Consider the following 20,394-nt stretch of genomic DNA (forward strand, 5'->3'; position numbering starts at 1 on the left):
ATAATCTTTTTACTTGTTGTATAGTTTTTATGTTTTCTATCCAATAAATAAATACTATTTTTAAGTTTATTTTTGAAATACCTAACATCGCTACACCATTGAAAACAAAACTATACATTTTTCTTTTTTTAATGTCATTTAATGCTTTTTCTCAAGAATTGCCACCAATTGTCAAATACGCCTCTTCCATTTATGGAGCAGGAAACCAGAATTGGATGATTTCGCAAGACCAAAACCATTATGTTTACTTCGCCAACAATGAAGGATTATTAGAATTTAATGGTTCAAATTGGGAATTATATCCATCCCCAAACGAAACCATTGTTCGTTCTGTAAAAGTGATTGGAAGTAAAATTTTTACGGGATGCTATATGGAATTTGGTTTTTGGACACGACAGGCAAATGGGAAACTAAAATATACTTCGCTTAGCAAAACAATAAAAAATAAAATTCTTGATGACGAACAATTTTGGAATATATTAAACTACGACCAATGGGTTATTTTCCAATCTTTGAACCGAATTTACATTTATGACACTAAAACGGGTGGTTTTAAAATTATTGCACCCAAAAACAATATTACCAAATCGTTCCGCACAAAAAATTCAATTTATTTTCAGACTATAAAAGAAGGACTTTTTGAAATTGAAAGTGGAAAAGGACGTTTGGTTTCTAGTAATCCTATCTTACAAAACAATCGGATTGTCAACGTTTTCGCTATTGATGAAGGACTATTAATCCAGACGCAGCTAAATGGTTTTTATAAACTTATAGGAAATGCGGTGACTAAATTTTCTACAGAAGTTGATTCGGAATTAGCAGCTAGCAGTGTGTATAGCAGTCAATTGCTTTCGGATGGAAGTTTTGCATTGGGCACCGTTTCTAATGGGATTTTTATATTAAATAATAATGGGAAAATTAAATATCATATTAGTCAAAACAAAGGATTGAGCAACAATACTGCACTGTCTTTGTATGAAGATGCGGATAGAAATCTTTGGGTTGGATTGGACAACGGAATCAATTGCATTAACCTGCAATCTCCAATTCAAAGTTTTGTAGATGATACCGGAATTTTAGGAACCGTATATACTTCCAAGTTGCACAATGGGAACTTGTATGTAGGAACCAATCAAGGTTTGTTTTATAAAAATTACCAGACTAATGATGAGTTCAAATTTATAAATGGAACCAAAGGACAAGTTTGGTCTTTGTTTGAATACGATGGAACGCTCTTTTGTGGACATGATTCAGGAACATTTGCAATTGATAATGCTGTTGCAAAAAATATATTCTCGGGATCGGGAACTTGGAAATTTGAAACCGTTCCCAATCAAAAAGAGCTTTTGCTTCAGGGGAATTACTATGGAATTTCCGTTCTGGAAAAAGTTAATAATCAATGGGTTTTTAGAAATAAAATTGCTGGATTTAATTATTCCGCGAGATATTTCGAAATAACCAATGCTCTGGAAGTATATGTAAGCCATGAATATAAAGGTGTTTTCAGATTACAGTTAGATAATAAATTACAGAAAACGAATGGTTTTACGACCTATGTAACTCCTCAAAAAGGGAAAAACGCGAGTTTAACAAAGTTTAATAATGCAATTTATTACGCGTATAAAGAGGGTATTTTTAAATTAAATACTAAAACGAAACAGTTTGAAAAGGATAAATTGCTGAGTTCTGTTTTTGAAAAAGATGAATATACATCAGGGAAATTAATAGTTGATAATTCCAATAAAATCTGGTTGTTCTCAAAAAATTACATTTATTATTTCTCATTAAGTAAATTGAGTAATCAACTCAAGCAAAATGTAATTCCAATTCCTGCATCACTGACTAATTCTATGTTAGGATTTGAAAATATTTCTCAAATTTCAAATTCAGATTATCTTATTGGTACAACCGACGGGTATTATACGATGAATATTAATGACTTAAGTTTTAAAAATTATAATGTTTCTATATCTACAATTGCCACCAATAAGTTGAATGAAAACTTAATTAATAGATCTATTCAAGAAAGTGGAAGTTTTAAGTATGATGATAACAACATCACATTCAGTTACACGGTGCCAGAATATAACAAATACATCAATGCAGATTATCAGTTTCTTTTAGAAGGATTTCAGGACGACTGGAGTGAGTGGAACGCAAAAAATTCCATAAGTTTTAAAAATTTGCCGCCAGGTGATTATACCTTTAAAGTGAGAGCTAAATTTGCTAATTCTATAGTGGATAACGCAGTGGTGTATACTTTTAGAGTGGAAAAACCTTGGTATTTAACCAACCTTGCGCTTTTTGTCTATTTCATTTTTATAATTGTAATGGCTCAATTTATTCATAAAACGTATCGAAATTATTACCAAAAACAAAAAGAAAAATTGATAGAAGAAAATAATCTATTATTGGAGATTAAAGAGCTTGAAAATGAGCAGGAATTAATGCGAATTAGAAACGAACAGTTATCTCAAGATGTAGATACAAAAAACAGAGAATTGGCGGTTTCCACGATGAGTTTAAATAGTAAAAATGAATTGTTGGCTTTTATTAAAGATGACTTGAAGAAAACTACTGATGATGGAAACAGAAGTATAAAATCAGTAATATCTACGATTAATAAGAACATAACCGAAGGTGATAGTTGGAATGTTTTCAAGGAAGCTTTTGATAATGCCGATAAAGACTTTCTTAAAAAAATGAAATTGGCTCATCCTTTATTAACTCCAAACGATTTGAGGTTGTGCGCCTATTTAAGATTAAACCTTTCTTCAAAAGAAGTGGCTCCTTTGCTGAATATTTCGGTACGTAGTGTTGAAATAAAAAGATATCGTTTGCGTAAAAAAATGGAGTTATCGCATGAACAAGGACTTGTTGAGTATATTCTAGCTGTATAGTTTTGTGAAAATCGTTTAAATAAAACCATACATCACCACAACATTAACGTTATTGTTGCGGTTTCTCCCTTCTGTAGAAAATATATCTCTCTTAATTTCTTCTTAATTAGCAGTCTTTTTTTTAGTATTCTAAATAAAACATACAATTTTTTGCGTTGTATGTTTTTTGTTGTGGTTCTTTTTAATTTATTATTAGTTCTTCCGATTAATTTTATGATTCACAAAAAACATAAATTATGAAGTCAAACTATCTACTAATCCTTTTTCTATTTCTGTCCTCTTTTGGTTATGCCCAAGGATATGATGTGGGAGGAGTTGTTAAAGAAGCAGTTTCTGGTTTACCTATACCAGGAGTAAATGTTCAAGTTAAAAATTCAACAACAGGAACAGCAACAGATATAAATGGTCGTTTCTCTCTAAAAGGAGTTTCTGCTGGCGCAACCCTAGTCTTTACTTATTTAGGTTATAAAAATTTAGAATATAAAGTAGTATCGACCAATAGTGCACTTTCGATTTCGTTGCAAGAGGATTCTAAGATGTTAGATGAAGTTGTAGTAATTGGATATGGAAGCCAAAAAAAGCGTGAGGTTACAGGAGCTGTTTCTGTTGTAGACAGTAAAACGTTGGAAGCTTTAAAACCTGTTAAAATTGAACAAGCTTTGCAAGGAACCGTTTCTGGTGTGAATGTCACTACCACTTCAGGTGCGCCCGGTGCTGCTTTGGATATTAGAATTAGAGGGATAGCTACTAATGGTGAAAACAGACCTACAACTATAATAGATGGATATGTTGGAGAATTGGGTTTATTAAATCCAAATGATGTGGAGTCAATTACTGTTTTGAAAGATGCTCAAGCAGCAATTTACGGTACTATTGGTGCTAATGGTATTATCCTTATTACCACTAAATCTGGAAAAAAGAATTCGAAGCCAAAAATCAGCTATAATACTTACACTGGTTTTCAGGAAACCTCAAGAACTTTACCTGTGTTGAACGCTACTGAATACGCTCTATTATTAAACGAAAGTTATGCAAATGGTGGCAACGCCATTCCTTTTCCTAATGTTTCTGGTTTAGGTAAAGGTACAAACTGGCAAAATGAAGTTTTCAGCAAAGGTGTTCCTATAATTAATCACGACCTTTCCTTCTCTGGCGGTTCTGAAAAAATTACCTATGCTGTAAGTGGTTCTCATCTGGATCAAGAAGGGATTATAGGACAAAGTAAATCTGGGTTCTTAAGAAACACAGCAAGAGTTTCTTTAGGTGCTGATATTACAGATAAATTAAAATTAAAAACAAACGTAATTTATACCTATTTTAATAGAAAAGCATTAAATGAAAGTGGACTAGGATCTGTTTTGTTCAATGCCTTAAATACACCAGCCACATTGACACCATTTGACGCAAATGGTGATTTTACAAAAGTGCCTACAAACACAGGATTAGGAATCGAAATTATTAATCCATTGGCTCAGATTGCCAATACCTATAATGACTATAATTTTAAAAAAATTAATGGGAATTTTGGTTTAGATTATAAGGTTTTTAAAGATTTTGTAGTTTCGAGTTCGATTGGTTTTAATACATCAAACAGCGAATCTAAATCTTTTGCGAAACAGATCTTATATTGGATAAATCCTTCAGATAAAGTTTTTGATGTTTTGAGAAGTTCAGTTTCTCAAAGTGCTATTAATGATAATAATTATTCATTTGATGTATTTGGGACTTATACTAAAAAAATTGCGGGTAATCATAATGTTACCGCGACAATAGGAAATACTATTTTCAAAGAATACGGAAACGGATTGTTTGCAACTGGGTATGATGTTCCTTATAATTCTTGGGAATTTGCTGATATTTCATTGACCAAAGGAATTTCTGCAACAGTACCGAACGGATCTTATAATTATGATGAAAGAAGGCTTTCTTACTTTGGAAGAGCGCAATATGATTATAAAGGAAAGTATCTTTTTTCAGCAATGATAAGACGTGATGCTTCGACGAAATTTGGACCAGGAAACAAAGTAGGTTATTTTCCCTCTTTTACTGCAGGTTGGGTGATTTCTGATGAAGGATTTTTTGGAGAAAAAAAATGGATAAACTTTATGAAACTAAGAGGAAGTTATGGTACGTTAGGAAATGACCAAATTCCAAATAATGGATATGTTTCTCAATTAAGTGGTGAAGCAACTTATGTTTTTGATGGTGCTTTAGTGAATGGATTAGCAACAGGACAAATTCCGAATCCAAATTTGAAATGGGAAGAAGCCAAGAAATTTGATGTTGGTTTAGACCTTAAGTTAATAGATAATAAAGTTTCCATCGTAGCAGATTATTTTATTGATACGAGAGCTGATTTGTTAATCCCTTTTATACCCGTTTCAGGAATAAATGGAACGGCTGCTCCAGGCGCTGGTTCACCAACAATAAATGCAGGAACGGTAAGGAATTCTGGTTTGGAATTCTCAATAGATTATAAAAATAAATTTACAGAAAATTTTTCGATGAGTGTGGGTTACAATGTTACTTTTCTTAAAAATGAGGTTTTAGCCGTTGATAATGGAACAGGATTTATTGAAGGAGGCTCATTTGGCGTAGGTCAGCAAGCACCTTCAAGAATGGAAGTAGGCCAACCAATTGGTTATTTTTATGGATATAAAACCGATGGAATTTTTCAAAATCAGGCAGAAGTTAGTGCCCATCCATCGCAACTTTCCTTAGGTGCAGAGGCAAGTCCAGGAGACCTTCGTTTTGTAGATATTAATGGGGATGGAATTATCGATTCAAAAGATAGAACAAACATAGGAGATCCTATTCCTGCTGCTACAATGGGTTTTAATTTACAAATGAACTACAAAAGCTTTGATTTTGCAGTATACACTTTTGCCTCTGTAGGAAATGATATGGTTAGAAATTACGAAAGAAATCTTACAGACGTCAATCGTTTAAATTATGTTCTTGGCAGATGGACTGGCGAAGGAAGTAGTAATACTACTCCACGAGTGACCACAAGTGCTACAGGAAATTCTACTTTTTCGAGCTATTTTGTTGAAGACGCTTCATATTTGAGAATCCAAAATATGCAATTAGGATATTCTATAAATCCTAAGTATTCTGAAAAAGCAGGGATAACAAAATTAAGATTATATGCAGGTGTAAATAATCTCTACACTTTCACAAAATACAAAGGTTTTGATCCGGGTGCTTCTAATGGAGCTCCAATTGGCGGAGGAATAGATTATGGTTTTTATCCGATCCCAAGAACCTATTTATTAGGCTTAAACATTAATTTTTAATTCGTATTAAAATGAAAAAGTATCTATTTATTACCCTTATAACGATAACAATTTTTTCAGCACTTACCATTTCGTGTAGTGATGATTTTGTTGATCGACCGATAAAATATTCAATTGACTCTGAGAATTATTTTAACTCAAAATCAGATTATGACAATGCTTTAATTGCCGCTTATGATTTGTTACAATCCACGTATCTCAATGCATTAATGGGTGAAATAGCTTCAGATAATACTTTGGCAGGAGGGGAAAGCCAATCTGATACTCCCGGTTTCCAGCAAATTGACAAGATGATTCACACTCCTGTGAACAGCAACTTAAAAAATCTATGGGATTGGATGTTCGCTGGAGTTCAAAGAGCGAATTACATTTTAGAATTCAAAGACAAAACAGCTTTTGATGGTAAAAACCAGGTTATTGCTGAAGCTCGTTTTCTTAGAGCGTATTACCATTTTGAATTAGTAAAATGGTTTGGTGGAATCCCGTTAAAAGGGGACGCAAGATTCAGTTCAGGTGATGAGAAAAAATTACCACGTTCGTCAGTGGCAGAAGTATATGCCTCAATTGAAGCCGATTTAATTTTTGCTTCCGATAATTTATCTGCAACTGCAGCTCAAAAAGGAAGAGTTACCAAAGGAGCCGCTTTAGCACTTTTAGGAAAAGCGTATTTATATGACGGGAAATTTGCCCTCGCAGCTGTGGCTTTAGATAAAGTAGTTGCTTTAAATAAATATTCATTGGTGAGTGATTATAATTCTATTTTTGAGGATGCAGGAGAAAATGGTCCCGAGTCCGTTTTTGAAGTGCAATACACAGATGTAGAAGGTGCCGGTTTTGGATGTTTACAATGTAGCGAAGGAAATGTAGCTGTGGGTTTTAGTGGACCAAGAAATTATTCAGGGCCGCTATTTACTTCAGGTTTCAGTTTTAATGTTCCAACTCAGAAAGTGGTAAATGCGTTTGAAGCTGGAGACAGAAGAAAAGCCGTGGCAATACTAGATATCCAAGCTTGGGCAGCTTCATCAGGAGCAACTTATGGGAAAGGATACGAGCATACTGGTTATTTTAACAGAAAATACATTCCAAGAAAAAGAAGCGCCGCTGCACAAGGGGATTTGAATCTTACGAATCCTAATAATTACAGAGCCATTCGTTATGCGGATGTTCTTTTGATGGCGGCTGAGGCATACAATCGCGGTGGAATCGATGATGCAAAAGCAAGAGGCTACCTAAACCAAGTTCGAAGACGTGCTTTTGGAGACTTGAATCACGATATTTCATCTTCTGGAGCTGCTTTGACTGACTTTATTTTAGCAGAAAGAAGAGTGGAGTTAGTTGGTGAGGGACACCGTTTCTTCGATTTAGTCCGCACTAAAAAAGCAGCTCAGGAAATTACTGGATTTACCGCTGGCAAAAATGAATTGTTTCCGATTCCAATTGAGGAAATTCAATTTGCAAATGGAAATTGGCAACAAAATCCCGGTTATTAAAAACTAATATTATTTATATATGAAAAAGTTAAAATTAATACTAAGTATTTTTGTTCTAACTATCTTAATAGGATGTTCAGCCGAAAATAATGATGTGAATTTGGATGGAGTAAGCGCTCCTTCAAATATATCTGCTCTAACGACCATTACTCAGGATAATTCAGGAAATGTTACTTTTTTGCCTAGAGGGGAAGGAGTTACTCAATTCGAAATTTATTTTGGTGATGCACCTTCAACACCAGCCTATGTAAATCCGGGTAGTACTGTTACGCACAAATATAAAGAAGGTAAATTTCAGGCAAAAATTGTAGGTGTAACTATTAATGGAAAAAGAACCGAAAAAATTCAAGAGGTGACCGTTTCTTTTTTGGCTCCAACAGGTTTTGAGCCAACCATAACTATTGGTAGCAATCTATCAATCAGTGTTACTGCTAAAGCGGAATTGGAAACTTTCTTTCAAGTCTATTTTGGCGATGTAGCGAATGAAGTTCCAGTAGATTTTATGCAAGGTGAAGTAATTACACATACTTATAAAAATGCGGGAACCTACCAAGTGAGAGTTGTTGCACTAAGTGGTGGGGCAGCCACTACACAAAAAATTCAAAGTGTAACTGTTACTAATTTATTTGCTGCACCCGTTCCTACAATTCCGGCTGCAAATGTGATTTCTATGTTTAGCGACAGTTATACAAATGTTGCAGTAGATACTTGGAGAACTTCTTGGTCTCAAGCAACTTTGGAAGATATTGATATTAGTGGTAACAAAACCAAAAAGTACAGTTCATTGGGTTTTGTTGGTATTGAAGCTACTACAACACCAATTAATGCATCTGCAATGACATTCTTCCATACTGATATTTGGTCGTCAGACTTTACAGAGTTTAAGGTTAAGTTAGTCGATTTTGGAGCTAATGGTGTTTTTGGTGGTGGTGATGATAAAGAACATGAAATTACAATCTCTAATCCCGCAAAGGAAAAATGGGTGAGTTTAGATATTCCATTAAGTGATTTCACAGGATTGACGACACGCAGTCATATTGCACAGTTAATTTTTGTAGGTGCACCTTTTGGTAGTACAACAGTTTATGTTGATAACGTATTCTTTTACAATAAAGTTGGCTCTATTACAGCAGCCCCTACTCCTACTGTAGCAGCGTCTAAAGTGATTTCTATGTTTAGTGACGCTTATACAAATGTAGCGGTTGATACTTGGAGAACTTCTTGGTCAAATGCCACATTGACGGATTTGAGCATCAATGGAAATGCAACCAAAAAATACAGTGCATTGGATTTTGTAGGTATAGAAGCAACTACAACTCCTATAAATGCTACTGCAATGACACATTTTCACACGGACGTTTGGTCATCAGATTTTACAGAATTCAAAATAAAATTAGTCGATTTTGGAGCTAATGGTACTTTTGGTGGTGGTGATGACAAGGAACATGAAATTACAGTTTCGTCTCCTGCGAAAGGAACTTGGATAAGTCTAGATATTCCGTTAAATACTTTTACCGGTTTGACCACGCGAGCACATATTGCACAGTTAATTTATGTAGGTGCACCTTCTGGAAATAACACCGTTTATATTGATAATGTTTATTTTCATAATTAACGATTAAAGTATATAAAATCAATTGATTATAAAATTAGTACGGATTCGTATGATTTTTTTGTCATAAATGCATTTAAAAAATATTTAAAATGAGAAAAATAATAATAAATATAGTGACGGTTTTTGCCCTTCTTTTGATGGTCAATTGTCAGGAAGATAATCTAGCTTTCGGAGCATTGAATGCTCCAACAGGTCTTCAAGTAAAGGCTGAAATAATTGGTAAATCAGCAGCGTTTCCTAACGGTGATGGTTCTGGAAAAGTAAAATTTACGAGTACAGCTGAAAATGCTATTTCATATAAATATATTTTTAGTGATGGAACTTCTAAGAATTCTCCGAGCGGAGTTTTAGATAATACATTTGCAACTCCTGGGGTAAATACTTATACTGTGACTGTTATTGCTTCAGGAACAGGAGGAATTGTTACAAATGTTACAATGGAAGTGACCGTCTTTAGTAATTTTAAAGATGAAGCGGCTGTGCAGTTCTTAACTGGCGGATCGAGCAAAAAATGGTATTGGGCACAAAAGGAAACTGGTCATTTAGGAGTAGGTCCAAACGTTGCATGGTCTGATCCTACTTTTGGAACAAAAAATTATTATCCAGATTTTTACGCAGCTAAAGCTGATGAGAAATCAGCTACTTGTTTGTACAAAAGTGTCATGACTTTTTCTTTAGTTGGAACTCAAATGAAATTTGAATTGGATAACAAAGGACAAACCTATTACAATGGTGCTTTCAAAGGCGGAGGTGATGATGCTTGTTATGATTTAAACACTAGTGGTGCCAAAACAGTAACTTTAAGCAAGTCTGATTCTTTCGTTACAAAGAATCCGGATAGTGCTACTCAAACTAGAGGAACCACATTAAATATCGCAGACGGTGGTTTTATGGGTTATTTTGTAGGAACTAGTTCTTATGAGATTTTATCTATCACCGATAATCGCATGGTGGTACGAGTGATTCAATCAGGCAATCCATTTTTGGCTTGGTATCATATTTTTACAACAACCCCTCCAGGAGCAAGTGTTACTCCAGCAGCAGATTACACGGTTTTAAAATTTTCTGATGAATTTAATGTGGATGGTGCACCCGATCCTGCAAAATGGGGATATGACCTAGGCGCTGGCGGTTGGGGAAATGGTGAAGCACAAACCTTTACCAGCGCTTCTGATAATGTGATTGTTGCTGGTGGAAATTTAAAAATTACTGCGAAAAAAGCAGGAACGGGATATACTTCAGCTAGATTAAAATCAGAAGGTAAATACAAGTTTACTTATGGTAAAGTAGAAGTAAGAGCCAAATTGCCATCAGGCGGTGGAACATGGCCAGCTATCTGGATGTTAGGTTCAGATTATGCAACCAATACATGGCCAGGTTGCGGAGAAATAGATATTATGGAACATAAAGGAAATGAGCCCAATGTTATTTATGGAACATTGCATTACCCTAACCATTCTGGCGGAAACGGAAATGGAAGTACTAAAACAATCACTAATGCTTCTACTGAATTTCATGTTTATAAAACCATTTGGAGTCCAGCATCTGTAAAAATATACGTAGATGATGTGTTGTTTCATACTGTAGCAAATGATAGCAGCTTGCCATTCAATAAAGACTTTTTCATGATTTTGAATGTGGCAATGGGAGGTACTTTTGGAGGAACTATTGATCCTGCTTTTACGCAATCTTCCATGGAGATTGATTACGTTAGAATCTACCAATAAACCCGAAAATAAGGGAATGAATATAAGAAGGTCGGTTCTTTTACCGGCCTTTTCTTTTAATTGTAACAAAAAGGATAAAGATGAGAAATAAATCCCTGTTAGCATCATTTGCTATCGCAGCTCTAATAGTTGCAGGTTGCAGCAATAAAATTTTAAAATCGCCTGTTTCTTTCTCCAAAGAAAATGTTTTAGAAACTAGAGTGGATTCTGTACTTAGACTGATGACTTTGGAAGAAAAAGTAGGGCAACTCAATCAGTATAATGGGTTTTGGGAAATTACAGGTCCTACCCCAAAAGAAGGTCAGGCCGCAAAAAAATACGAAGACTTGAAAAAAGGATTAGTAGGATCTATGCTGAATGTAAAAGGGGTAAAAGACGTAAAAGCATTGCAAAAAATAGCCGTGGAACAAACTAGATTAGGGATTCCATTGATTTTTGGATTTGATGTTATTCATGGTTACAAAACCATAAGTCCAATTCCACTTGCTGAAGCTGCAAGTTGGGATATGGAAGCTATAAAAAAGTCAGCCGCAATCGCAGCAGAAGAAGCCTCTTCAGTAGGTTTAAACTGGACTTTTGCGCCTATGGTTGATGTAGCTAGAGATGCGCGCTGGGGTCGTGTAATGGAAGGCGCTGGTGAGGATGCTTTTTTAGGAAGTAAAATTGCCGTGGCTCGTGTAAAAGGTTTTCAAGGCGAAGACTTAGCAGCTACCAATACTATTTTGGCTTGCGCCAAACATTTTGCTGGATATGGTTTTGCAGAAGCTGGAAGAGATTACAATACGGTTGATATTAGTGAAACAGAATTGCAAAACACCATTTTCCCCCCGTTTAAGGCGGCTGTTGATGCAGGTGTACGAACGTTTATGAACTCTTTCAATGAATTGAATGGCATTCCTGCAACTGGAAATAGCTATTTACAAAGAGAAGTTTTAAAAGGAGATTGGAAATTTGATGGTTTCGTAGTGTCGGATTGGGGTTCTATCAATGAAATGATTTCGCATGGTTATGCTAAAGACAGTAAACAGGCAGCTGAAATAGCGATTAATGCTGGTTCAGACATGGATATGGAATCCAGTGCCTACGTGGATCACTTAGTCGCTCTAGTAAAGGAAGGTAAAGTTAAAGAAAGTGTTGTAGATGATGCGGCAAGACGTATTTTGAAAGTGAAATTCGAACTAGGTTTGTTTGATAATCCTTATAAATATTGTGATGAAAATAGAGAATTAGCAACTGTAGGAAAATTAGAATTTCAAGAAGGAGTTTTGGATGTAGCCAAAAAATCGATTGTGCTTTTGAAAAATGAAAAAGAATTATTGCCTCTAAAAAAATCAGGACAAAAAATCGCATTAATTGGTGCTTTGGCAAATGATAAAACAAGTCCGTTGGGAAGTTGGAGAATTGCTGCTGATGATAATACGGCAATTTCAGTGTTGGAAGGACTGCAAAAGTATACCGGAAATAAGCTAACGTATGCAAAAGGAGCTGATGTAACGGCAGGAAGAACACAATTCATTTGGGAAACTAAAATTAATATGACGGACAAAAGTGGATTTGCAGAAGCCATAGCGGTTGCAAAACAAGCCGATGTCGTAGTTATGGTTTTAGGAGAGCATGGTTTACAATCTGGAGAGGGAAGAAGTAGATCCGATATCGGTTTACCGGGTGTTCAACAAGAATTGTTAGAAGCAATTTATAAAGTCAATTCCAATATAGTTTTAGTTTTGAATAACGGTCGTCCGTTAGCAATTCCTTGGGCAGATGAAAATATCCCTGCAATTGTTGAAGCTTGGCATTTAGGCACACAAAGTGGTAACGCCATAGCACAGGTTTTGTATGGAGATTATAATCCAAGTGGTAAATTACCAATGACTTTTCCAAGAAATGTAGGTCAAATTCCCATTTATTACAATTATAAAAATACCGGAAGACCAATAATGAATGAGCCTGAAAGTGTGTTTTGGTCTCATTATATCGACGAAAAAAACACCCCTTTATATCCTTTCGGTCACGGGCTTAGTTATTCTAAATTTGAATATTCCAATTTGCAATTGTCGTCCAAATCGTTTGCAAAAAAGGGCAAAATAGAAGTTTCCGTAACTATAAAAAATACAGGAAAAGTAACAGGAAAAGAAGTCGTTCAATTGTATATTAGAGATTTGATAGGAAGCATTACCCGTCCGGTAAAGGAGTTGAAAGGATTTGAAATGATTACTTTACAACCAAACGAAACAAAAAAAGTGGTTTTTTCAATCGATGAAAAAACAATCGAGTTTTTCACTGCCAATAGAAAGTGGGAAGCAGAAGCTGGAGACTTTAAAGTATTCATAGGTGGAAGTTCAGTAACAAAATTGGAAGGAGATTTTCAATATTCTAATTAAACTAAAATGAAAAAAATACTAATACTAGTACTTGTAGTCAATTTTTCTTTTGCACAACATAACAAACGAAAACTGGTTTGGGAAGAAAATTTTGATGGCAAAAAATTAAATGAAAAAAGTTGGAATTTTGAGCTTGGCGATGGTTGTCCAAATTGTGGTTGGGGAAATAACGAACGACAATTGTATACAGAACAAAATCATAAAGTGGCTAACAACAAATTAGTCATTACTGGCAAAAAAGTAGGGGAGAAATACACTTCGACACGCATCACAACAAAAGGCAAAAAAGAATTTCAATACGGCCGTTTTGAGGCAAGAGCAAAGCTGCCTGTTGGTCAAGGCGTATGGCCTGCTTTTTGGATGTTAGGGTCAAATATTAGTGAAGTTGGCTGGCCTAAATGCGGTGAAATCGATATTTTGGAATATGTAGGAAAAGAACCCAACATGGTTTTTACCTCTTTGCATACGCAAGACAGCCATGGGAACACCATTAATACTAAGAAAACAAGATTTGACAATATAGAGGAAGGATTTCATATTTACGCGATAGATTGGACAAAAGATAAAATTGTGTTCTATGTAGATGACCAATTAGTATACACATTTCAACCAGAAAATAAAACAGAAGCGGTTTGGCCTTACAATCAGCCGTTCTATTTCATTGTTAATATGGCAATTGGAGGGAATTTTGGAGGTCCTGAAGTAGATGATGCCATTCTTCCTCAAGATTTCATTATAGATTATATCAGAGTCTATCAATAATTCTGTAATAACGGATAAAATGATTGCAGCTAAAATAAGGTTTGATGCTAATCCATTAAAAATCAAGCTTTATTTTAGTTTTTTTTATTTTTTAAGAATTCCTTGACAAAAAGCAACCGTATTATGTAACGGCATGCTAATTGTACTATTAATGTGAAATAAAGATGAAAAAAATTAACAAATTTTCATCTTGATATGTTAATTTTTCTTAATTTTACTTGTGTGTTCCAACAAAAAAGTCATATTTTTGAAAAATATAATAACCACTAATCATTATTAGCCTATAATAGAAAACTACTTTTTAGAGAAATTTCTCCAATTTTAATTAACAACTAAAAAGTATAACTATGGCTAATACACAACTTCCCGATGCTTTGTTGGTTCAGGATTATGTTTCCGGTAATGAAAATGCCTTAGCAACATTAATCAAAAGACACGAATCAAAAATTTATGGTTTTATATATTCCAAAATCTCGGATAGAGATATTTCGAATGATATTTTTCAAGATACTTTTATTAAAGTAATTAGAACTTTAAAATCAAATTCGTACAACGAAGAAGGGAAATTCTTACCATGGGTAATGCGCATTTCACATAATCTTATTGTTGATCATTATCGAAAAACTAAAAAAATGCCAATGTTCAGAGAAACAGAGCAATTTTCTATTTTTTCAATTATGTCTGATGATTCTCTTTCTATAGAAAATAAATTAATTACAGAGCAAGTCGAGATGGATATAAAGAGATTAATAGAAGAGCTCCCGGTCGATCAAAAAGAAGTTTTAGTGATGCGAATGTATCAGGATATGAGTTTTAAAGAAATTTCTGAAGTAACGGGTGTAAGTATAAATACTGCTTTAGGCAGAATGCGATATGCATTGATGAATATGAGAAAAGTTATCGATAAACATCAAATTGTTTTGACTAATTAACAATATATTGAAACTTGCCACGTTATTATATAAAAACAAATTATTTTATAAAATGGCAAAAATTTACTCTAAAAAATCATTAGTTACAAAGACAATGAAACCCAATAAAGAAATCGTTTCTTTTATCTTAAATTATTCAAAAGCGTTAAGCATAATAAAAATTGAAGATAAAAGTTTCGAGATTATTTCTAATTAAAACGACCTATTAGTGTTTTGGATGCTTTTGGAGTCAGTAAATCAGGTCTTAATTTTTGACATGGTTTGACAAAATCTCACTAGTTTTTTAATTAGTGAGATTTTCTATTTACCAAGAGGATGTTTTGTATAAAATTCGTCTAAGACTTTTTTTCTTCCAATTGTTTTGGTGATGATGTCCTTATCTAAATCCCAGCCACGAGCGGGTGAATATTGTCTTCCATACCAAATTATTTGCAGGTGTAAATCATTCCAAATTGCCTCTGGAAAAAGTCGTTTAGCATCTTTTTCTGTTTGAACCACATTTTTTCCGTTCGTTAAATTCCACCGGTACATCAATCTGTGAATGTGCGTATCGACTGGAAAAGCAGGAACATGAAAGGCTTGTGACATCACGACGCTAGCTGTTTTATGACCAACTGCTGGCAGTTCTTCCAAAAATTCAAAACTTTTAGGTACTTTTCCTCCGTGTTTGTCAATTAGAATATGAGAAAGACCATGAATTCCTTTCGATTTCATTGGCGACAAGCCACAAGGCCTAATGATGTCTTTAATTTCCTCCACAGATAATTTTATCATATCATACGGATTATCTGCTTTCGCAAAAAGCAAAGGAGTGATTTGGTTCACGCGAACATCTGTGCATTGTGCCGATAACAAAACGGCAATTAACAAGGTGTACGGATCTTTATGGTCTAAAGGAATTGGAATAGTTGGGTATAATTCTTTTAACGTATTTATAACAAATGTTACCCGTTCCTGTTTGTTCATTTTTGTATTTTTATAAGTGTAAAAATAGTGTAATTTCTATTATGTGCCTAATCCTGTTTTACGTTGTAATCCCGAAACTTATGGACTCGTTTTTAAGTTTTTTTTTAAAATCACAAGAGCTTCAATTGGTCGCTTTGTCATTACATTAAAAAATAGCTATTAAAACTGGTTGGTTTCAACTACATTATGGGACAAAAATCAGTTGGCGAATTAATATTTATTTAATCAATCTAATATTCTAAAAATATGACAACATTAAAAAAAGGAGATAAAGCACCTAATTTTTCAAGTCTTGATCAAGACGGAAAGCCACATCAATTATCCGATTATGCTGGAAAAAAATTAGTGGTTTTCTTTTATCCAAAAGCAAACACACCGGGTTGCACCGCTGAGGCTTGTGATCTTAGAGATAATTTTGAACGTTTCAAAGCCAATAACTACGAGCTTCTAGGCGTAAGTGCTGATGCGGCAAAAGCCCAAGCAAAATTCAAGGAAAAGTATGATTTTCCTTTTCCGTTATTGGCTGATGAAGATAAATCCGTGATTCAAGCTTTTGGAGTGTGGGGCCCCAAAAAATTCATGGGAAAAGAATATGATGGAATTCATAGAACCACTTTTGTAATAGACGAAAACGGAATTATTGATGAGGTAATTTCTGATGTGAAAACTAAAGCGCATGCTGCTCAAATATTGGGGTAAGCTACAAAGAAAAAGAGTCAAGTGCAGGTTGAAATTACATCTTGCTCTTGACTCTTTCTTTCGATTTTATAAAAAATCTAATTACTTATTTTTAAGATTTTATTTGGATCATAACCAAAAAGTTGATGTTCTTTGATGATTTCCGCAATTCCGGCAGGAAGCATATTTTCCCATCCTGGTTTTCCATGATTTATCATGTTTAATACTTCACGAGAGAATACTTCCAAAATCTCAGGATCGTAGTCAACAATATCAACAACCTTTCCATTGAATTTGAAGAATTTGTATAATTCTTTCATTCGTGGATGTACTTTTAAATTGTCTGACGTGATAATCTCCCCGTTTTCACCAAGCATTGGATATAAGAAAACTTTCATATCTCGGTAAAATAATTTTCCAAAAGCTTCAAGAATTCCACCGCTTAAATGACGATAGTATTTCTCGTCAAAAATATCCACTAAGTTATTTACACCCATGGCCAATCCCATTCTTGCTTTGGTATAATTAGCAAAATATTCGACCACTTTATAATATTCTTGGAAATTAGAAATCATTACCGTCTGTCCAAGAGAACAAAGTAATTCGGCACGATCCATAAAATCTCTTTCGTCAATTTCACCATCTGAACGCAAGTTAGATAAGGTGATTTCGAAAACTACAAGCGTATTGTCAACATCCACTTTATTCTCGTTCAGGAACATTTTTAATGATTTCTCATACATGTCCATGTTTACTTTTGTAACTGGACGGAAACTTCCTCTAAAAGCAAGAATATTCTTTTTATACAATATGGCAGCAGGAAGGATGTTTTTTCCATCTGGATTAAACATAACTGCATCAGTCATTCCGTTTTTAACCAGTTGTAAACTCATCAAGCGATTATCTACATCTGCAAAACGAGGTCCTGAGAAATTGATTGTGTCTATTTCCAGTTGATCTTTATCTAAATGGTCGTATAAATAACGCAACAAGCGTTTAGGATCGTTGTATTTATAATAGGCGCCATAAATTAAATTTACACCAAGAATACCAAGGGTTTCCTGTTGCAATCGTACATCGGTTTCCTTGAAACGGATATGAATTATAATTTCATTATAATCCTCATCCGGTTCGATTTGATATCGAATACCAACCCATCCATGTCCTTTAAATTGTTTGGCAAAATCAATAGTTGCTACAGTATTGGCATAACTGAAAAACATTTTATTGGGATGTTTCTCTCTACTTAAGCGGTCTTCCATTAATTGACCTTCGAAGGTAAGCATTTTTTTAAGTCGGCTTTCTGTAACATAACGGCCGTCTTTTTCTATACCATATACGGCATCACTAAAATCTTTGTCATAGGCTGACATCGCTTTTGCAATTGTACCCGAAGAACCTCCAGCTCTAAAAAAATGCCTAACAGTTTCTTGTCCTGCACCAATTTCGGCGAAAGTTCCGTAGATGTTTTCATTCAAGTTTATACGAAGTGCCTTGTCTTTTGTAGAAGGAATTTGTTCGATGACTTTGTCACCTTTTAGTTTTATTTCAGTACCCATTTTATTTTAAATATGGCTAATATGTTACAAAGTTAGTTAAAATGGTTTTTAATGAAGGAGAATTAATCCTATTTTTGTAAAAAATTATGATACCGTTGAAGATATATTTTTTAGGCACAGGGACATCACAAGGAATACCTGTTATTGGGAGCAATCATTCGGTTTGCAAAAGTACTGATTTTAAGGATAAAAGACTTCGAGTATCCGTTTGGGTATCTTGGGAGGATCATTCTTTCGTAATCGATTGCGGACCTGATTTTAGACAGCAAATGCTTACATCAAACTGTCAAAAAGTAGATGGAATCTTGTTTACTCATGAACATGCTGACCATACTGCAGGTTTAGATGATATTCGCCCCTTCAATTTTAAGCAAGGCGAGATACCTATTTATGCCCATCAACGCGTAATTGACAATCTAAAAAGTCGCTTTGGATACATTTTTGAAACCAAAAATAGATATCCAGGCGCACCTTCTGTAAAAACAATTGAAGTGGTCAACAATCAGCCTTTTTCAATCGGCAATAAAAAAGCAATTCCTGTTAATGTAATGCACGGCGATCTTCAGGTTTTTGGCTACAGGATTGATGATTTTGCTTATTTGACTGATGTGAAAACGATTGAAAAAAGCGAAATTGAAAAATTAAAAGGTCTAAAAGTATTGGTGGTGAATGCGTTACGCGAGGAGCCACATAATACGCATTTCAATTTGGAGGAAGCTTTAGATTTTATTGCTTTGGTTCAACCGGAAAAAACCTATCTCACTCATATTAGCCATATTCTTGGTTTTCATGAAGAAGTTCAAAAAAAACTGCCGGAAAACGTTTTCTTGGCTTACGATAATTTAGAAATCACAATTTAATAATTTTTAAAATGAAAAAATCATTAATGCTTTATGCTCTTATTCTGGCTTTATTATTTAATGTTTACACTTATATGTTTTTGAGTAAGGAAGTAACTTTTGAACAGGATCGATATAGCAGAGTAACGACCAAGCTAAAAGACAGTTTGAAATCAGTGACCAATAAATTAGCTGATGCCAACTATTTTTCTTTGGAAAAAAACGAAAATGCTCAAAATTATTTTGACTCAGGAAGTGCAGAAAAAACGATTCAGTACGAAAAACTAATTCCAGTGGTAACGGAAAAATTACTGGACTACAATTCAAATCCAAAAGGGAATCCTTATGTTGGCCAAGATCAAATTGGAGCCAATAAATTTATTATCAATAAAGTAAAAATCCTAAATCACCGATGGATTATTGCGGATTTTAGTGATGGAGAAATCTGGGGAGAAGTTTTATTAAAATACTTTGTCAATGATGATGAAAGTATTGCTTTTGAAGTAAATCAATCGTTACTTTATCAAAAGTAAAGTCTAGTATTCCGTTGCAGTTTTCAGTGTTCAAAAATACCGAAAACTGCAATACAATTGTGAATACTAATTTTCAAGGAGCCAATTTTTAAAATCATAAAAATTTTGTGGCGCTACACCATGACCTACAGGATATTCTTTATAAGTAGCATTGATACCTAATTTTTCCAAAAATGGTTTTGTTTTTCGAGCCCATTCTACTGGAATTACTTGATCAACTGTTCCATGTGAATGGAATATTTTTAGTTTTGAAAGATCATTACGCAAGTAGTTTTCTTCTAAAATAGGTTCACTTACGTAACCGCTCAATGCAACTACTCTTTGTACTTTGTCGGGATGCGATAAGGCTATGGCATAACTTAAAATAGAACCTTGGCTGAAGCCAACCAAAGTTACATTTTTAGAATCTATTGGATAGGTTTGAATTAATTCATCAATAAATTGAGCTATTAAATCCCTTGAAATTTTTGCCTGTTCATGATCTGAAAATTTATTTTCATCAGCATCAAAATTGATAGCATACCACGCATAAGCACCGTATTGCATGTTATATGGCCCTCTCGCTGAAACAATATAATATTCTTCTGGAAGTTCTGTAGCAAAGGAAAACAAATCTTCTTCGTTGCTGCCGTAACCATGTAATAAAAGTAAAAGAGGGTTTTTGTCTAATTTTATTTTTGGTTCCCTAACCAAATATTCAAGTGATAACTTCATTT

Annotated in this window: 15 protein-coding genes; 12 read left to right on the forward strand and 3 right to left on the reverse strand. The window is 34.3% G+C overall.

The genetic code is table 11. The annotated features are described in order from the left end of the window. Positions 1 to 98: 98 nt before the first annotated feature. The 9 genes from H4V97_RS14350 (at position 99) to H4V97_RS14390 (ending at position 15,299) form a co-directional block, all read left to right on the forward strand. Positions 99 to 2,900 (forward strand): triple tyrosine motif-containing protein, encoded by a 2,802-nt coding sequence (locus H4V97_RS14350; RefSeq protein WP_317196499.1) that lies wholly within the window; start codon positions 99 to 101, stop codon positions 2,898 to 2,900. A gap of 236 nt (positions 2,901 to 3,136) precedes the next feature. Then, positions 3,137 to 6,196: a SusC/RagA family TonB-linked outer membrane protein gene (locus tag H4V97_RS14355; protein ID WP_209550067.1), complete on the forward strand. Its 3,060-nt coding sequence runs from the start codon at positions 3,137 to 3,139 to the stop codon at positions 6,194 to 6,196. Between the two features lie 11 nt (positions 6,197 to 6,207). After that, positions 6,208 to 7,686 (forward strand): RagB/SusD family nutrient uptake outer membrane protein, encoded by a 1,479-nt coding sequence (locus tag H4V97_RS14360; protein WP_196849066.1) that lies wholly within the window; start codon positions 6,208 to 6,210, stop codon positions 7,684 to 7,686. A 19-nt stretch (positions 7,687 to 7,705) separates the two neighbouring features. Then, on the forward strand, positions 7,706 to 9,301 hold the full coding sequence (locus tag H4V97_RS14365) for a hypothetical protein (RefSeq protein ID WP_196849067.1): 1,596 nt from the start codon (positions 7,706 to 7,708) through the stop codon (positions 9,299 to 9,301). 89 nt (positions 9,302 to 9,390) lie between these two features. After that, on the forward strand, positions 9,391 to 11,028 hold the full coding sequence (locus H4V97_RS14370) for a family 16 glycosylhydrolase (protein WP_209550068.1): 1,638 nt from the start codon (positions 9,391 to 9,393) through the stop codon (positions 11,026 to 11,028). 80 nt (positions 11,029 to 11,108) lie between these two features. Beyond that, positions 11,109 to 13,409, forward strand: coding sequence for a beta-glucosidase BglX (gene bglX, locus H4V97_RS14375; protein WP_196849069.1), 2,301 nt, complete (start codon positions 11,109 to 11,111; stop codon positions 13,407 to 13,409). Between the two features lie 6 nt (positions 13,410 to 13,415). Further along, positions 13,416 to 14,171 carry a family 16 glycosylhydrolase gene (locus H4V97_RS14380; RefSeq protein ID WP_196849070.1) on the forward strand — a complete coding sequence of 252 codons (756 nt, stop codon included), beginning with the start codon at positions 13,416 to 13,418 and terminating at the stop codon, positions 14,169 to 14,171. 347 nt (positions 14,172 to 14,518) lie between these two features. Beyond that, the gene (locus H4V97_RS14385) at positions 14,519 to 15,103 is read left to right on the forward strand and encodes an RNA polymerase sigma factor (protein WP_196849071.1); all 585 of its coding nucleotides are present in this window, start codon (positions 14,519 to 14,521) and stop codon (positions 15,101 to 15,103) included. Positions 15,104 to 15,155: 52 nt separating this feature from the next. Further along, positions 15,156 to 15,299, forward strand: a complete 144-nt coding sequence (locus H4V97_RS14390; RefSeq protein ID WP_196849072.1) for a hypothetical protein — start codon at positions 15,156 to 15,158, stop codon at positions 15,297 to 15,299. A gap of 104 nt (positions 15,300 to 15,403) precedes the next feature. Here the strand turns inward: H4V97_RS14390 and H4V97_RS14395 are convergent, their stop codons facing one another. Continuing rightward, complete coding sequence (locus tag H4V97_RS14395; protein WP_196849073.1) at positions 15,404 to 16,069, reverse strand: endonuclease III domain-containing protein; 666 nt, start codon at positions 16,067 to 16,069, stop codon at positions 15,404 to 15,406. Between the two features lie 246 nt (positions 16,070 to 16,315). Between H4V97_RS14395 and bcp the strand changes: the two genes are divergently transcribed. After that, on the forward strand, positions 16,316 to 16,768 hold the full coding sequence (bcp, locus tag H4V97_RS14400) for a thioredoxin-dependent thiol peroxidase (protein ID WP_196849074.1): 453 nt from the start codon (positions 16,316 to 16,318) through the stop codon (positions 16,766 to 16,768). A 77-nt stretch (positions 16,769 to 16,845) separates the two neighbouring features. Here the strand turns inward: bcp and H4V97_RS14405 are convergent, their stop codons facing one another. Then, positions 16,846 to 18,306 (reverse strand): TonB-dependent receptor, encoded by a 1,461-nt coding sequence (locus H4V97_RS14405; RefSeq protein ID WP_196849075.1) that lies wholly within the window; start codon positions 18,304 to 18,306, stop codon positions 16,846 to 16,848. 95 nt (positions 18,307 to 18,401) lie between these two features. Here H4V97_RS14405 and H4V97_RS14410 point away from each other — a divergent pair, with 95 nt between their 5' ends. Both H4V97_RS14410 and H4V97_RS14415 read left to right on the forward strand, forming a co-directional pair. After that, complete coding sequence (locus H4V97_RS14410; RefSeq protein WP_209550069.1) at positions 18,402 to 19,166, forward strand: MBL fold metallo-hydrolase; 765 nt, start codon at positions 18,402 to 18,404, stop codon at positions 19,164 to 19,166. Positions 19,167 to 19,177: 11 nt separating this feature from the next. After that, complete coding sequence (locus H4V97_RS14415; RefSeq protein WP_209550070.1) at positions 19,178 to 19,678, forward strand: hypothetical protein; 501 nt, start codon at positions 19,178 to 19,180, stop codon at positions 19,676 to 19,678. Between the two features lie 66 nt (positions 19,679 to 19,744). Here H4V97_RS14415 and H4V97_RS14420 read toward each other — a convergent pair whose 3' ends face one another. Continuing rightward, positions 19,745 to 20,392, reverse strand: coding sequence for an alpha/beta hydrolase (locus H4V97_RS14420; protein WP_209550071.1), 648 nt, complete (start codon positions 20,390 to 20,392; stop codon positions 19,745 to 19,747). Between the last annotated feature and the right edge of the window lie 2 nt (positions 20,393 to 20,394).

This window comes from Flavobacterium sp. CG_23.5 (genome assembly GCF_017875765.1).
Classification (GTDB): Bacteria; Bacteroidota; Bacteroidia; order Flavobacteriales; family Flavobacteriaceae; genus Flavobacterium.

Bases quoted from the DNA above. Each gene is read 5' to 3' on its own strand.
- H4V97_RS14370 (WP_209550068.1), top strand. From the start codon at position 9,391: ATGAGAAAAATAATAATAAATATAGTGACGGTTTTTGCCCTTCTTTTG.
- H4V97_RS14405 (WP_196849075.1), bottom strand. From the start codon at position 18,306: ATGGGTACTGAAATAAAACTAAAAGGTGACAAAGTCATCGAACAAATT.
- H4V97_RS14365 (WP_196849067.1), top strand. From the start codon at position 7,706: ATGAAAAAGTTAAAATTAATACTAAGTATTTTTGTTCTAACTATCTTA.
- bglX (WP_196849069.1), top strand. From the start codon at position 11,109: ATGAGAAATAAATCCCTGTTAGCATCATTTGCTATCGCAGCTCTAATA.
- H4V97_RS14420 (WP_209550071.1), bottom strand. From the start codon at position 20,392: ATGAAGTTATCACTTGAATATTTGGTTAGGGAACCAAAAATAAAATTA.
- H4V97_RS14355 (WP_209550067.1), top strand. From the start codon at position 3,137: ATGAAGTCAAACTATCTACTAATCCTTTTTCTATTTCTGTCCTCTTTT.
- bcp (WP_196849074.1), top strand. From the start codon at position 16,316: ATGACAACATTAAAAAAAGGAGATAAAGCACCTAATTTTTCAAGTCTT.
- H4V97_RS14360 (WP_196849066.1), top strand. From the start codon at position 6,208: ATGAAAAAGTATCTATTTATTACCCTTATAACGATAACAATTTTTTCA.
- H4V97_RS14385 (WP_196849071.1), top strand. From the start codon at position 14,519: ATGGCTAATACACAACTTCCCGATGCTTTGTTGGTTCAGGATTATGTT.
- H4V97_RS14380 (WP_196849070.1), top strand. From the start codon at position 13,416: ATGAAAAAAATACTAATACTAGTACTTGTAGTCAATTTTTCTTTTGCA.
- H4V97_RS14395 (WP_196849073.1), bottom strand. From the start codon at position 16,069: ATGAACAAACAGGAACGGGTAACATTTGTTATAAATACGTTAAAAGAA.
- H4V97_RS14415 (WP_209550070.1), top strand. From the start codon at position 19,178: ATGAAAAAATCATTAATGCTTTATGCTCTTATTCTGGCTTTATTATTT.
- H4V97_RS14390 (WP_196849072.1), top strand. From the start codon at position 15,156: ATGGCAAAAATTTACTCTAAAAAATCATTAGTTACAAAGACAATGAAA.